Below are 15,005 nucleotides of genomic sequence, written 5' to 3'. Positions count from 1 at the left end.
GCCCTTGGAGGAAAGCAACATGTTTGCATGGCTTAAACAAAACGTAGTTGCAGCGCGTGAAGCACTGACTACTGAAGTTTCGAAGTTCAAGAACCAGAAATTTCTTGATGCGATGACTGCGAATTGCGCGCTCATCTCGGCGGCGTCAGGTGGTATATCTTCTGAAGAAAAACAGAAGATGACCGGCTTCATTCAAAACTCGCCTGAGTTGAAAGTGTTCGACATGGGCGATGTGATCAAGGCGTTCAACGCACACTGCGAAAAGTTCGAGTTCGATTTTCAGCTTGGCCAGGCCGAAGCACTGAAGGTTATCGGCAAGATCAAGAACGATGCTGGCGCTGCACGCCTCTTGGTTCGCGTCGGCTGCGCCATTGGTGCGTCTGACGGCGACTTCGATGACAAAGAAAAAGCAGCGTGCCGCTTGGTCTGCCTTGAGCTGGGCCTTAACCCAGCTGATTTTGAACTTTAAGGAGCGGTACTTTGGACACTCACATCGGTTTCCCTCCGCTTACCATGGCGGTATTCGTCGGGATCGCACTCAGCGCGCTTCTCCTCGACATGGTCACTCACCGCGGTGACAAGCCAATTTCCCTGGCTAAGGCTTCGATTTGGTCGATCTTCTGGATCGCTATCTCGTTAGCGTTCGCCGGCTTCCTATACGTACAGCACGGCCCGGAAGTCGCCAGCCTGTTTGTAACTGGCTACGCATTGGAAAAGGTTCTGAGCGTCGACAACCTGTTCGTGTTCATGGCGATTTTCGCCTGGTTCAAAGTGCCGGATGGCATGCGTCACCGAGTCCTGTATTGGGGCATCATCGGCGCCATCGTGTTCCGCGGCATCTTCGTAGCCATTGGTACCGGACTGTTGGCTTTCGGTCCGTGGGTCGAAATCGTCTTCGCAGTAATCGTGGCATGGACCGCAGTTATGATGCTGCGCGCCGGCGGTGATGATGACGAGGAAGAGGACTACTCCAAGCACATGGCTTACCGCTTCGCACAGAAGCTGTTCCCTGTGTGGCCGAAACTCTATGGCCATAACTTCTTCGTCAGCCGTAAACAGCTTCAGGTTGAGTTGAAGAAGCCTGAAAACAAAGGCATGACCCTGGCAGCAAAAGGAACAATTTTTGCTACCCCGCTATTCCTTTGCCTTGTTGTGGCTGAAGTGTCTGACGTCCTGTTCGCATTCGACTCTGTGCCGGCGGTAATCGCGGTTAGTCGTGAACCGCTGATCGTCTACTCAGCCATGCTGTTTGCGATCCTGGGTCTGCGTACCATGTACTTCGTGCTCGAAGCGCTGAAACGCTACCTGGTCCACCTGGAAAAATCTGTAGTCGCGCTGCTGTTCTTCATCGCCATTAAACTCGGCCTGAACGCAACCGACCACATGTTCCACCATGGCTACACAATCGATGCAAACACCAGCCTGCTGATCGTTATGGTTGTACTGGCGATCGGTGTGGTTGCAAGCCTTGTCTTCCCAGGCAAGGAAGAAGCTCAACCTGAAACCGCTGAAAAATAGCCCATACCACAAGGAGTAATACCCATGGCGTTGACCCTACAGAAAGGTGGCAATCTCTCGTTGACCAAAACTGACCCGAGCCTGACCAAAATATTGGTAGGCCTGGGCTGGGACCCGCGTGCTACTGATGGTGCTGAGTTCGATCTGGACGCCAGTGCGCTACTGCTGGGCGCAAATGGCAAAGTACGCGGGGAAGCCGACTTCATTTTCTACAACCAGCTGAAAAGCGTTGACGGTTCGGTTGAGCACACTGGCGACAACCGCACTGGTGCAGGCGACGGCGACGACGAAGTAATCAAGGTAGACCTGAGCCGCATCCCGGCCGACGTGGACAAAGTGGTCTTCATCGTTACCATCCACGATGCAGAAGTACGCAAGCAAAGCTTCGGTCAGGTCGGCGGCTCCTTCATTCGCATCGTTAACGATACGACCAATGCGGAAGTAGTTCGTTACGATCTGGCAGAAGACGCGTCGACTGAAACTGCGATGGTGTTTGCTGAGCTGTACCGCAACGGCGGCGAGTGGAAATTCCGCGCTGTTGGCCAGGGTTATGCCGGCGGCTTGAAAGCTCTGGCCAATAACTACGGCATGAATTTTTAAAATTTAGTCATTAATTAACTATTTTTTGTTTACTTGGCCTTGATTTCAAGGCCTTGTTTACCTCATGTAAAGGAATCGAAAATGGCCGTATCTCTGCAGAAAGGCGGGAACGTAAGTTTGTCTAAAGAGGCCCCAGGCTTGACCGAAGTCACTGTAGGTCTTGGTTGGGACGCACGAGTTACCGACGGCTCCAAGTTCGACCTCGACGCGTCGATCTTTATCTTGGGTGAAAGTGGCCAGGTTCTCGACGACGCCAGCTTCATTTTCTACAACAACAAGAAATCGGTGGATGGTTCTGTTGAACACATGGGCGACAACCAGTCCGGCGAAGGCGAAGGTGATGACGAGCAAGCCACCGTCAAGTTGAACGGTCTGGCTGCCGCTGTGAAGAAGCTGGTTTTCGCAGTGACCATTCACGACGCTGAAGCGCGCAAGCAGAGCTTCGGCCAGGTTGCCAATGCTTACATCCGTGTAGTGAACAAGGCTGACGGCAAAGAACTGGCGCGCTACGACCTGAGCGAAGACGCTTCGACCGAAACCGCCATGATCTTCGGCGAGCTGTACCGCAATGGCGACGAATTCAAGTTCAAGGCGATCGGCCAAGGGTTTGCTGGTGGCCTGGCGCCTCTGGCTAAATCGATGGGCGTGAACATCGGCTAACCCGCAAGGGTTGAGAAAGCCCCCGCGAAACGGGGGCTTTTTCTTGCCTACAGAAAGACCACGGAGTTGGTCCTGTAGGCGGTTTCGACTATTTCATCACTAGGAGCGACTGCTGGCGATCGCCACGGCAGTCTACCGGTTCTCGGGTTTAAAAGGATATTTGGATGGGCATGTTTCGTGGGGTTGTAGCTGCAGGTGTTTTGGTGTCTATGTCAGGCTGCGGAGCCTACAACGATTTCCAGGCAAACAATGCAGTTCAAGAATACAGGCAGGCATGCCTTGGAAATTATACGAACGAGTGCGAAAGCAAACTGGTCGACACGAACATTGTCATGCTCGAGCTCGCGCGAAGCAACATCGAGCGGGAGAAGGATTCGATCGTGCAAGTCGTCGGCAAAGATGGATTTGATCGTTTCTCAAAAGCTGCCAATGAGCTAATTGACCACTTGGTCGATCAACAGGAAAACAAGCGTCCAGGTTTTTTTGCACGATGGTTCCTGGGTGAAGGTCAACCGTTCGGCAACACACGCAACCAACTTTTTGACATTGCAGACATGCAAGAATTACGTGCTGCAGTGCTTCAAAAGATCAGCTCCGGTGTTCACGCGAGCAAAGCACCTGCTAAGCCTAATGAACCAATGACTGAGACTGAGGCAATCTTGTTAGGCAAGGTACCTCAGGCACCGATTCAGGCTCAGGTCACCCCGACTGCCCGGCCGGCGGAACCAGCAGCACAGGCCGTCGAATCGACTGTTCAGGCATTAGTGCCATCCGACCTTGCTGCATCTGCAGATCGGATGATCGCGAGTGAAATCGCCCGGGATGGCGGGGATGAATACAAAGAGGGCCGGCAGGTTAAGTTTGCTGACCTAAATAACGACGGCATCAAGGATGCCGTGGTGCTTTACACGATCGAAGGTCAAGGTGGCGGCAATGGCTACTTCCAAACCCTTGCCGCGTTCATTGGCGACTCGGCAGGATGGGACTTCCGTGGAAAAGCTGTAGTCGGCAATGGTGTCCAGGACCTTCAGGTAGTTGATCCCCAAACCGTCAGACTGACTGTTCTCTCCGTCGGTCCTGAAGATGCGGATTGTTGCCCGAGTGTTCAGAGCATCGAAAACTACAAGTGGGACGGTACAACATTTCTTCAAGCCCCAACGCCGTAAGTAAGAGCCAGGCTTCAGGCACCTAACCGTATGTATTCGAGCACGGTTAGGCAGGACTCTGGCGAAACGCTGGAGCAAACAAAATGAAGGGAAATCGGATATGTCGCGCTTCAACATCGGCCCCGGCCTTTTCGCCATGTTGCTCACATTGGTATCAGTCCACTCCAATGCCACCAGCTTTGATTGCACCAAAGCTGCAATCTTTGCTGAGAAATCGATTTGCACAGATTCTGCACTCAGTCGTCTGGATGAGCAGATGAACTCCGAATATGTCCGCGCTTTAGACGCAGCGCCGAACAAGGCTCAGGTCCGTCAAGATCAAAGAGACTGGTTGCGTCTGCGCGACAATTGCAAGACCGCCAGTTGCTTAACCGCTTCGATGACTGATCGGCTCAGTGTTCTATTAAGCACCAGGGTGGATCAGCCATCCAAAGCGCCAACCTCCGTTGCCGCAACCCGGGTTGATCAATCTGAAACGAAAGTGATTTCAAAGGCCGCTACTTCTCCAATGGTCCCCCCCGTGGTGAAGCCGGCAGCCCCGCGAAATGCAACGGATGATCATCAAGCGATCCTGAACTTGAAGATTGGCTTGTTCGTGATGGCAATGTTGCTGCTGGTCTGCATCTACCTACACCGTCGGGGGACCATTACGATCTATCAGGACTACACCGACGCGCTTTGGACAACCTTGACTCCGATCTTGGGGATTGGTGCGTATTTCGTCGCGAGTTCCTGGCTCGAGGTGCCACGCAACTACTCCATCATTGCTGGCTGTGTCCTTGGTGGTCTTATGTCATTGCAGGTGCTTATCCAAACGTACAGAAGCAACAGCATCTGGTTTTTCCTTTTATCCCTCTTCGCAAAGGTCATTCTGCTGACTTTCTACCTCCTGATGATGGCCCTCCTGCTGTGCGGCGGTGCGCGAACTAAAAGTGAGGCCCGGCGGCGGCGCGGCTGGGCAGTCCTTGCCACGACTGTATTCGTATTCCTCTCAGGCTGGATGTGCCGGCATCGGCAATTCAGTTCGATCGACGATTACATAGCCGGACGGGCATAAGTGACATATCGGAGGTCGCGCTATTGCCACATGCGCGGCCACCGATGTAAATGGACGTCGGGCCAGTCTAAGGGGCCCGACCGAAGCCGGCATTTCAAACAACAAAGAATCCAGGAAGAAGGATCAAGGAGTAGTCATGGGATTTCGTTTCAGCAAGCGAATCACGATTGTGCCTGGCGTACGCCTTAACATTAGCGGCAAAGGGGTTAGTACTTCGATAGGGCCTCGTGGTCTGAGTATGACGATGGGTCGCAATGGCACCTATCTCAATGCGGGATTACCTGGTACTGGTCTTTCATATCGTGAAAGGATCGACCGGCCCAGTAGATCGAGTAGCTCCCAACTAGGACCTGCCGGAAGCGAATACTCTGGCCAGGTAAAGGTGAAAGTAAACGACGATGGCACGTTGTTGATTACGAATATGGATGACATCGAGTTGCCGGCTGCTGTCATCAAACGCGTCAAATCCGAGATGGCCGATTCCATTCAGGACTTGCTGACGAAAGCAGCTGATAAGGTCAATCAGGATCTCGAATCCTGCCTTGGTGTGCACCTACTGACGCCGCGGCCGGGGGCCATGCCGTTGATCCCAGCTCCATTCGCCATTGAAGAACCCACGAGGCCCACTCAGCAGACGCCAGGTTTGATGGATCGAATGCTGCTGCGCAGCGCTAAGATTGAGCGTGAGGCTGAGTCGGCGGAAGAGCAGTATCGACAAGACCTCGCGAACTGGCATGCAACCCGGGACGCCCATGAATTTGAACGCACCGAAATCGAGAAAGCATTCCGGCTGGCGGCAAAGGGCTTCAGTGCTCAGATGGAGCGTGCCCTGGACTATGTGTTGAGCGGCATTGCCTGGCCAAAAGAAACCCAAGTGGACTATGAGTTCTCACAAGACGTTACCGGCGTCGCGCTCGATGTTGATTTACCTGATGAGGGCGATATCCCGCAGCGCAGCGCTGAAGCCCGTGGCAACGGCAAACTAACCTTCAAAAATCGTTCGGATGCCCAGGTACGTAGAGACTTTGTCGCGCTGTGCTATGGATCTCTGTTTCGAGTTGTAGGGGAGGTGTTCGCTCTACTGCCAGCGATCCAGAAGATTCTGGTGTCGGGTTATATCCAGCGTGACAACCCCGCTACCGGGACAGTGGAGGATCAATACGTGCTCTCGGTCTTGGTAACGCGAGATCAGTGGGATGCGATTGATTTCAATCGTCTGGATGCGATCGATCCTGCAGCGACCCTGAACGCGTGTGGCGCAGTGGTAAAGCTGGACCGCTCTGCGCGTTTTGTTGAGGTGACACCGATGGATATGTCGGTGATGAACTGAAGACAACCGCGGCGGCTTGAGCCGCCGCGTTGTTGGGCAGGGCACGAGAGGATTAGCGAATGATTCCTTCGCGCTTCGCCTCCAAGATCCACATCGGGAATTCCTGCATCAGCCGGTCGTACAATTGCTCTTCCGTCATGTCGTGCAGGTCATCCAGGGCAAAGAATCCGCAGTTGTCCACAACTCTTCCGGGCATGGTGTCCAGTTTCTCAAGAATGCCGTAATTCCGGCCTGCTAAACCTACGTATTGCCAGAAGATTCCCAGCTTCGCTGCATCCACCATTAGTTGCGTGATCTTGCGGTTTTCAGACACTCCACCGTCGCTAATGAAAACGACAAACATTGGGGTTTTGTCTTTAGACGCTTCGAAGGACTCGATCACTTTTTGGATCGCTCTCGGCTCATCATTGTAGCGTCGACCCACGTCCCACTTGGTCCAGCCATTGTTGTCGGCCGCGACAAAGTTCTGGTAGTTGTTCAGTGTCACAGGTGAGAGTCGCAACGGCCGTTCGGCAAATGTCCAACACTCAAGTTCGGCGTCTGTATCTAGGGCGACGGCGATTGGCACAAGTCGATTGAGTACTTCCTGCACCCGGCCGGTTTTGTATTGATTTCTCATCGAGTCGGTGACGTCGAGCACGAGCAAAACGCGAGCTTTCATTCCAACCAGGCAGGTTTTCTCGAGGCTAACCTGTGCCTTCTTGGCCAGACTGACCAGTTCCGGCGCGACAGCAGCTACACGCTTCTCCAGAGAGATTGTGGGGGGAGATGGGGCCGGTGCAGCCTCTTGAGCAACTTCGCCGCCAAAATGCCTCACGAGAGCGTCCAGGCCCTCGGCAAACCCCTGAAGGTTTGAGGCCAACCGCCACTCCCCATTCTTACGGTAAAGCTCAACGATCATTACCGCTTTCTCGGTTGTGAATGTGAGCCCTGAGAATGCGCAGGTCGCTCCTATCTCACCAGATGGGCTGATTACTTTGAAGTTGCCATTCTGGATGTCACTCATAGCCCCGGCACCATCAATGGAGGCTGTAAAGACCAAGCGATCGATAGAGGCGGGCAGGGTGGTTAGATTAATTTCAAACTGGCCACCGGGGGCGATAACCAAACTGCGGCAAGGCGTGAAAGGCTGATTGAAGAAGACCATGTAGCGATCATCAGAAAGTTTGCCATGTTCGTCGACACCGAAACAGACGAAGTCGATTGCGCTGGGGCTTTCGATGTTGACCGAGAGAGTGAGTGAGAGACCGGGAAGAATATTTGCCAGAGGCATACGCTGGCCTTGGGTGATCTGCATGCATGGTTCCTTGTGACGATTAGAGCGCCTGATTATGAAACGGCCAAGGTGATACAGCCGTTTTCACACGAGTGGCTGGTATATCCGTAGGCTTAACCTTAACGGCGCTCGACGTTTCTGCAAGTCTTATACGGCCAATGAGGTCGCAGCGGGAAATTCCTATGGGAAGAACTGTTCATTCTCTCGAGGACACGGGGCAATTCATAATGGGTTGACGAGGCCGATCATGCTTGCATACAACCAAAATAGAAATCCCACGGCGGCCGTGTGCCGTCGCGGGAGTACTTGTCAAGCATGAGTCTGCTGAAAGCGACTGCTAGCACGAAAGCTTAGACATACTGTTTTTTGCCGCTCCTTTCGATTGGGTGGCCTTTGAATACGTGTGGGCCGTCCATGGTCAGCTCAATTTTGTCTCCCTTTCGAGTCAGCCACGGGGTGGCTTCGCTGCCGGCTTTGGAGGTGACTCCAGACGGGCTAAGCAGGACAAAGTCCTGGGAAATTTCGATCTGCCCGATTACATAGGTGTACACCATTGAGCTAAAAAAACCGGACTTGAACTCAAATGCGCATTCCACGACCTGATCGCCATACTCCATCCGCATCTTAGGTTTCAGCGATGCCACCGAAACCGCACCGTTATCTACTGCTGAATAAACGCTGCAGACCAGCGCTACTTTGCCGCCCATGAGCTGCGAGATTGCTGGGTTAATTTCGACGGTTTCTATACCAGGAGCGGAGGCGCTGGCGCTGACTACGTCACCGGTATGGAAAACGAAGGGATCGATGTCAAAAGCCCCACGCTTGTCAGGTGCCTGGATGATGGACATTCGTCCATCAGGACGAAGGATGCCGATTCGCAGATCGAGGTCGTCGTTGTCAGATCCGTCGCCGTTATCAACCCACGTAGCGCTGACGCGAATTACCTTTGGAGCTGACGGCCCTTTTTTGAGGGACACCTTGTGGCTGCTGCCAGGTTTGTCCAGTTTTACCACGGTCTTAGCGATGTTGACGGGCTTCGGAGGCGGTTCAGGTGTTACCGCCCGCCCGGAGGATGCATCGCCTTCAACTTCGATGCCATAAAACCCGCAAAGTCCGGCAAGACCTGAGGCGAAACCTTGCCATACAGAGCGCGCTTTGAGCTGGCCGTTCCGGACGTACAACTCAAGCACGATGATGCCCGTCTCTTGTGAGAAGGGCTCAGGTGCCAGTTCCAGGGTTTGGTCCCCGGCAATGACGATAGCGCGTAGGTCTTTGACTGCTTCGAAGCCGCCGGCGCTGCCGTCTTGCGTCAAAGTAATAGCGATCTTCGTTATGTTGGTTGGGAGTCGAGACGAGTTGAAGCTGATGCTGTGACTCACCGTGTCGCCACGAGCGACCGGGGGCGCGAATGTCGCCGCGCCTGAAGAGTGCTCGGGTGCATTGAAGAAAACCATGCCGCTGTCATCTACTACCTTGCCAGTGTCGGTGACCAAAAACGCAGTAAGGTTTACGTCCAGGTTGTTACCTGCCGCATGGGTAACTTCCACCCGCCCTTGGGAGGAAGAGATCGTTGTGTTCTCGCCGGGTTTGAGTGACTGATTCAATTCATGCCGCCTATTCCATGGGGTTTCGTGACGCATTGTTCATGCGCTGCGCTTTTGTTGTTTGAGCGCGAAGGCCGGCCAATGGGAAAAATCCCCTCATTGGTACTGATCGCATTGATGCAGTTTAACGGCTTGGCTGCCGGCGACCGCCGAGACATCCATTCACCATTTACACACCGTCTGAAACCCAAGATTGGAACGTACGAGAGGGAATGTTGTGCGCGACATTGAAAGTCCTCTCAGTCCCGTTAAGTTCTGATCGTAGGAAACAAAAACATCTGCCCGGCGTGCTGCACCGGAATTCGACAAGGCATTTTGAGTGGTGCGGTCTCCTGCTAGATGGCAATATGCTACATCTATTTGCGCTCCCCCTCATCATCCAGGGTCTGGCGTTTAATTTCTGACAAGGACACGTTGGATGCTAATCGCACTTGTGGTTTTGAACACCCTTTATTTGATCTGCAGTCTGCTGTTCAACGCCGAGCTGCTCAACATGGCTGGCGCTGATATCCCCCTCCGAAAACTCGAAGTCCTTGAGACCTATAGCCAGATCCTGGCGGCGACGAGTATGTGCTTGCTGGTATGGCGAATCTGTTATCGACGATACCAAGGCAAGGGGAGGGTGCTGTGGGTTTGGCTCGGAGCATCGACACTTGTCGTTACGCCGTTGACGTGGTGGTTTCAGGGTGCGGCACCGGATTGGGTCGCAGAGCAGTTCCCCGGCTCGCTACGGGTCAGTAGCCTCTACGCATACGTCACCAAAAAGGGATTGCTCTATGACTCCCTGACTATTCCGCAGATCCCCTATAAGGCTTACAAGGATCAGGGAGAGGGGAAGGCTTTTATAGCAAACCTCGGCGTTCTGATGAGTGTTCAAGGCTCCTACGTCGAGCGCATCGACAGGAACTTCCAAGGCTTTTCAGCTGCAGTTTTTCGTGGCTACACCGTCCGTAATGGAGACGCGTTATACGAGCGCTTGCAAGAAACTGTCGTGCCCTCCATCAGTGACATCAGCAGGGCGTATGCACAGATTGAAGGTTTTCGTGCGGGAGGCATCTCGGGGAGTGAGTGGCGACCGATCAAATGGCCGAATGCAGGGGACGATCTGGGATACCAGCCGACCATTGACGAGTACGCCCGGTCAATCAATCCCGGTGTGCGGACACGGGATGCTCTGGCCAACACCACCGAGGTTCGCCACATGGCGAAGACCAAGCTCGGTCCTCTCTATGTGAAGGGCATGAACCTTCTAGCTACGCGAGAGCAGTACCAGGCTTATCTGCCTGGCATTGCCGACAACATGGCCTATGACGTCGCTCACACCGACATCCACGGCGCTGAAGGTTTGAACGTTCTCAAGAATATGTGGTTTATCCCCTTCTCCCTTCTTAGCGGGTTGTTCTTCGGCGGCATCAGTCTTGTGGTCTTGATCATCTCGGGTGTTGAGGCGCTTCGAAGCCTCCCCGGGCGAATTCGCTTCGTTCGACCGGTCGCCGTGATTTCGATCGTTATGGTGCCTCTCGTTGTTGGCAACGCAATTGTCGATAGCCCCGGTTATAGAGATGCGTTCAGGAGCTTGGGCAAACAGCCAGTTGTGCTTGCCACCGTTTTCCATTGGGCCATGTCCTCAGAAGCAATGCTTTACAACATTACAAGGCCTCTGCTGAAAGCAGAGTGACTTACACAAAGGGAGAGTCACCGTGCGTAAAAAGTTTCTCGTTTCAGTACTGGCATTGACCATCGCAGCATCAACCTCTGGCTGCGCTGAGTTGGGTATCAACAAGCAACAGGCTGGTACCGCAGTGGGTGTCGTCGCTGGCGCTGTCATCGGGCAGTTCATCGGGAAAGGCAACGGACGGATCGTGGCAACCCTGGTCGGCGGTGCACTGGGCGGTTACATCGGTAACAAAATCGGTGCAAAACTCGATGAGCAGGATCAGCAGGCCCTAGCACAACGCACGCAAGATGCATTGAACGCCTCGCCGAGCGGGTCCAGTCTGCCCGTGTCCTGGACATCGGCCCATTCTGGCGCGTCGGCGGAGATCGTTCAGGGCAAAGAGTTCACCCAAACCAAAACGGTTGAAGTGAAACGTGCTCCGAAGATCGTCGCCGTCCCTTCGATGAAGCTCATCAACGAACAGTACGTCACCAAAAGTAGTTCGAATGTGCGCGCCGCGCCTGAAAAAGGCGCAGACAAAGTGGGTGGTTTGAAACCTGGCACCGAGTTCACTGCCGTTGGTTCGACAGGCGACTGGATTCTTGTCGGCCGCAAAGGTGTAACTGTCGGCTACGTCCACAAAGATTTGGTTGAACCAAAATCAGTAGCCGTTGCGAAGCGTGTGAAGTCCGCGGCCAACCTGGACGAGATGAACGTCGCTGCCGACAAGGAAACAAGGGCCTTCGATCTGGATTCGATCCCGACGTTGCCAACTCAGCAGGTCGCTGCTGAAACGTCTTGCCGGCCGGTGACCGTGAGCCTCAAAGCGGCCGACGGAAACACTGTGCAGGAGAAGAACACCTTCTGCAAACAAGCCAACGGCACCTGGGAACTCATCTAAGGGATCTTCATGAAAAACCGCGCACTCGCTCTCGTTGTAGTGGGTGCTTGCGGCATCGCGCCGCAAGCCTGGGCTCACCAGCTCGCCTACTCGAAGACAGAACAGATCCAAGTGAACGTTGATGGTGAGGCGACCACCTGGTGCAAACCTGAAGTGGCCATCACCATGCAGCGCCCAACGTGGGATGACCAGAAGCCGCTGAACACGCTTCTATCGAAGCTCCCGTATATTCTCGGCCAGGAATGCCCGACGGCCAAGGTCACCTGGAAAGCAGTCGACGCAAAGGGGGCGGTTTACGCCACCGGCGCGGGGTATGCGACCAATCTGGGCCTGGCCACGCTGACTTCACCGCCTGCCGCTCCGGCCGCTGCCGCGCCCGCTGTTTCGGTAGCCCCCGTGGCTTCTCCTCCTACGCCACCAGCAGCTGTGGCGGCTGCATCTGTACTACCAGCCGCCGCTGCGCCTGTGGTTGCTGCACCGGCCCCAGCGCCTGTAACGGCACCTGTGATACCACAACCAGCACCAGAGGCTTCACCCGCGCCAGTGCAACCGGTGCCGGTGGCTCAAGTACCTGTGACGGTTGCCCCTGTTGCACCTGTAGCTGCCGTGGCCACAGTACCTGTGGAGGCAGCTCCAGCCGCCACCCCTAACCCTGCCGCTCCAGCTGAAGCGCCGGCCGCTGTTGCCGCAGTTCCTACCGGTGACTTCGGCCGCTCATTGGTGCTGGCCAACCAGAACCTGATTGGGATTACCGACGGAAGCGGATGCAAATGGGTTATCAGCAAGTCGGTAACTGATGAGTCCGATCCAAGTCTGTCCTTTCAGTCGACACCCGCCATGCCTTGCTCTGCATCAGGCTATGCCGAGGGGTCCTATGACAAATTGCGTTGGGCGGTACCCAACACCTATCGCGGTGATACCTGGTCAAAAACAACCGTGCACCCGAGCGGTCTGATGTTCAACCAGGCACTGGTCCCAGCGGTGAAAGGCAAGGCGCTTTCTTTCCTGAATAGCCGGGCAGACCAAGCACTCTTTCAGGTGGGTGAACTGCCTGCGCGTAACATGAAGGTGTATTTGGCCTTTGAGCGCCCCAACTACCGTGTTCTGTCGCCGTTCTCCAGTGATCCGTATTATGTAGTGATCACTGCAGATGAGGCATTTGCGCTTGATGCGGTCGAGTTGAAGCGCGCTGTGGTTGAGGTCTACCAACTGGTGAAGGCAACGTCGCCAACGACCGTCGGCCTGTCGAACCTCTTCTTCGCCAAGAACTTCGAAGCCCTTTACCCCGAGGGATACGCGTCGGAAACCAAAGACAGCATTCTCAAAACGCGTATGGGCGAGAACCGTGGTGAGTTTTACTTCGATGCTCGCCAAGGCAATAACTTCGCCCTGCGTCGCGAGGAGATCCGCCTGAGAGAAGTACTTCGTCTGCAGCAGCAAATGGCTGAGCTGCACACACGCGTCTTGGCGCGTTACGAACAACTCAAATCTGGGATGAAGGAATTCGAAGGTCGGGAGGCTGAAGCGCTGGCGCAGATGGCCGGCATCAAAGTCACCTTCCCATCGCCGATCGCAATGCAGGACCCGAACTCTTCAAAGTCCGCTGTGCCGATGATGATTCACGTCACTGGAAAGAGCGGCGACTACTACGAGGTCGATTTCCCACGTAAGGGGCGTGTACAGACTGATGCTGAACTGGAGAGCCAGTGGTACGTGCTGCCGGCGGCAAACATGACACCCTTCCTGCCGCTCGAAGACGGTCGCGCCGTTCCTACGTATCGCGTGTATACCGCTGGCGCGGCTGAGGCCTGCAAGCAAGACCACTGTGCTGACAGAGTGTCATTTGGTGCCGTACTGGCCAAGGAATTTCCTGGCGCCGGGATCGACTTCAACTGGACGCCTGCAGTCTCTCAGCAGCACGTGATTGATTGGCAGCAAGCATCCGCTCAAATTCAGTTAGGCAACCGACTATGAAAACGATGAACAAGAAGCACATCCTCATCGCCGCTGCGGTCGCCGGTATTGCGATTCTTGCAGTTGGTGTGGGGTTATCGAGCTCCGGCAAGAAGCAAGCGCTGCGTCAGTACGATGAGATGAAGGAACAGTACTTCCTAGAAAACGTCCTGAGCGAGGGAGATATTTCCTATTCCTTCTGGTCGGGAAACGTCACCGTTGAAACACCAGAAATCCGCCTGGTTGCAGCAGAGACCAACGGCGCAGATAAATTCCTGAAAGGGATTATGGGGCTGCTCGGTGGAATGGACTCCGGGGCAAAAGAGTCTGCCCTGGTCGAATGGTCACGGTATCTGCTTTCGTCCAGTACTGGTGGCGGTCGTGCCGGTGGCGTTTACTTGAAGGCCGACGCCCTCAAGGTTAGCCGCGAAGGTGATAACAAGAAGGGCGAGATTCATCTCCAATTGTTGGGCATGGACATGAGTTCTCCTTACCTGTCGCACAAAGGCGCGGATGTGGTCCTGCCCTCGGAAGTAGCGGATGAGATCCAGCCGCGCGCGGAAATGGATCAGTACGGAGGCGTGGTCAAGTCGCCCTACTCGTGGGGTAGCAATATCGTCCAACGTCTGCCGTTCACTGGTGCATTTATCACCGGCGCTACAGGGGCGTTCGGCACCAAAGTTGACTTGGACTTCAAGCTCACGCGCTCCAGCGACGGTGAAGGCTCGGTCGAGTTTGTAGTGGTGCATCGTAATGACGGCAGTGAAGTTGGCCGGATTGTGCGCGAGGCTAAATTTGCGTCCATCCCAGAGCTTGACGATGTCCAGGCGCAACTCAAGAGCGCGCTAAGTGGCTTCATCATGGGGGCTTACAGTACATCCATGGGCCAGGCCGTAATTGCCGAAGCCGCAGGTGACTTTGCTCGTAAGACCAAGGTGGCCAGCTACTCGCTTACCTACAAGGGTTTCGACCAGTTAAAGGAATCGTTCGACGAATTCAAGGCCGCTACCAAGCGTGAGGAGTTCACCGGCTTTTGCAATGAAACAGGCCTATCAGGTTATCAGAGTGACTTTGGAGTCAGGGCCAAGGATCACAGCGATTCGGAGTGCGCGATCGCTCAAAAGCTGGCCACCGATGCCAAGTTTCAAGAGTCCTACATTTTCAAGGAGGACAAGTCGTTATTTTCCGGCCTTTTCGTGAGCAAAAGCTTCACGCTTGAGACGAACTGATCACCAAATTTCCTAGAACCTGGAGTACGGTCCGCCGTACTCCACGGTCACTAA

The 15,005-nt window shown here is 54.6% G+C and carries 13 protein-coding genes; 11 read left to right on the top strand and 2 right to left on the bottom strand.

The genetic code is table 11. The features are described 5' to 3' along the window. Positions 1–19 precede the first annotated feature (19 nt). The 7 genes from AACY52_RS20270 to AACY52_RS20240 all read left to right on the top strand — a co-directional run bounded on the left by AACY52_RS20270 (position 20) and on the right by AACY52_RS20240 (position 6,331). Positions 20–469 (top strand): tellurite resistance TerB family protein, encoded by a 450-nt coding sequence (locus AACY52_RS20270; RefSeq protein ID WP_069553158.1) that lies wholly within the window; start codon positions 20–22, stop codon positions 467–469. Between the two features lie 44 nt (positions 470–513). Further along, positions 514–1,518: a TerC/Alx family metal homeostasis membrane protein gene (locus tag AACY52_RS20265; RefSeq protein WP_122562042.1), complete on the top strand. Its 1,005-nt coding sequence runs from the start codon at positions 514–516 to the stop codon at positions 1,516–1,518. A gap of 24 nt (positions 1,519–1,542) precedes the next feature. After that, positions 1,543–2,118, top strand: coding sequence for a TerD family protein (locus AACY52_RS20260; RefSeq protein ID WP_046071045.1), 576 nt, complete (start codon positions 1,543–1,545; stop codon positions 2,116–2,118). 81 nt (positions 2,119–2,199) lie between these two features. After that, positions 2,200–2,778, top strand: coding sequence for a TerD family protein (locus tag AACY52_RS20255; RefSeq protein ID WP_046071046.1), 579 nt, complete (start codon positions 2,200–2,202; stop codon positions 2,776–2,778). A 164-nt stretch (positions 2,779–2,942) separates the two neighbouring features. Next, positions 2,943–3,944, top strand: a complete 1,002-nt coding sequence (locus AACY52_RS20250; RefSeq protein WP_339560728.1) for a hypothetical protein — start codon at positions 2,943–2,945, stop codon at positions 3,942–3,944. A gap of 100 nt (positions 3,945–4,044) precedes the next feature. After that, positions 4,045–5,001, top strand: a complete 957-nt coding sequence (locus AACY52_RS20245) for a lysozyme inhibitor LprI family protein (protein ID WP_236529054.1) — start codon at positions 4,045–4,047, stop codon at positions 4,999–5,001. 136 nt (positions 5,002–5,137) lie between these two features. After that, positions 5,138–6,331: a DUF4236 domain-containing protein gene (locus AACY52_RS20240; RefSeq protein WP_268948144.1), complete on the top strand. Its 1,194-nt coding sequence runs from the start codon at positions 5,138–5,140 to the stop codon at positions 6,329–6,331. A 52-nt stretch (positions 6,332–6,383) separates the two neighbouring features. Here the strand turns inward: AACY52_RS20240 and AACY52_RS20235 are convergent, their stop codons facing one another. Together AACY52_RS20235 and AACY52_RS20230 are read right to left on the bottom strand one after the other, a co-directional pair. After that, positions 6,384–7,628 (bottom strand): VWA domain-containing protein, encoded by a 1,245-nt coding sequence (locus tag AACY52_RS20235; RefSeq protein ID WP_339560727.1) that lies wholly within the window; start codon positions 7,626–7,628, stop codon positions 6,384–6,386. Between the two features lie 329 nt (positions 7,629–7,957). Further along, on the bottom strand, positions 7,958–9,211 hold the full coding sequence (locus AACY52_RS20230; RefSeq protein ID WP_339560726.1) for a TerD family protein: 1,254 nt from the start codon (positions 9,209–9,211) through the stop codon (positions 7,958–7,960). A gap of 418 nt (positions 9,212–9,629) precedes the next feature. Here AACY52_RS20230 and AACY52_RS20225 point away from each other — a divergent pair, with 418 nt between their 5' ends. The 4 genes from AACY52_RS20225 to AACY52_RS20210 are packed head-to-tail and all read left to right on the top strand — an operon-like array spanning position 9,630 to position 14,951. Next, the gene (locus tag AACY52_RS20225; RefSeq protein WP_236529056.1) at positions 9,630–10,889 is read left to right on the top strand and encodes a hypothetical protein; all 1,260 of its coding nucleotides are present in this window, start codon (positions 9,630–9,632) and stop codon (positions 10,887–10,889) included. Between the two features lie 22 nt (positions 10,890–10,911). Beyond that, positions 10,912–11,769 (top strand): SH3 domain-containing protein, encoded by an 858-nt coding sequence (locus tag AACY52_RS20220; protein ID WP_046071053.1) that lies wholly within the window; start codon positions 10,912–10,914, stop codon positions 11,767–11,769. Positions 11,770–11,778: 9 nt separating this feature from the next. Next, the gene (locus AACY52_RS20215) at positions 11,779–13,743 is read left to right on the top strand and encodes a hypothetical protein (protein ID WP_236529057.1); all 1,965 of its coding nucleotides are present in this window, start codon (positions 11,779–11,781) and stop codon (positions 13,741–13,743) included. Beyond that, complete coding sequence (locus tag AACY52_RS20210) at positions 13,740–14,951, top strand: hypothetical protein (RefSeq protein WP_236529059.1); 1,212 nt, start codon at positions 13,740–13,742, stop codon at positions 14,949–14,951. Before AACY52_RS20215 ends, AACY52_RS20210 begins: the two co-directional genes overlap by 4 nt. The last annotated feature ends 54 nt before the right edge of the window (positions 14,952–15,005 follow it).

It is taken from the genome of Pseudomonas sp. EA_65y_Pfl1_P113 (genome assembly GCF_963970525.1).
GTDB lineage: Bacteria > Pseudomonadota > Gammaproteobacteria > Pseudomonadales > Pseudomonadaceae > Aquipseudomonas > Aquipseudomonas tritici.
This window is presented reverse-complemented; position numbering and strand designations above follow the sequence as displayed.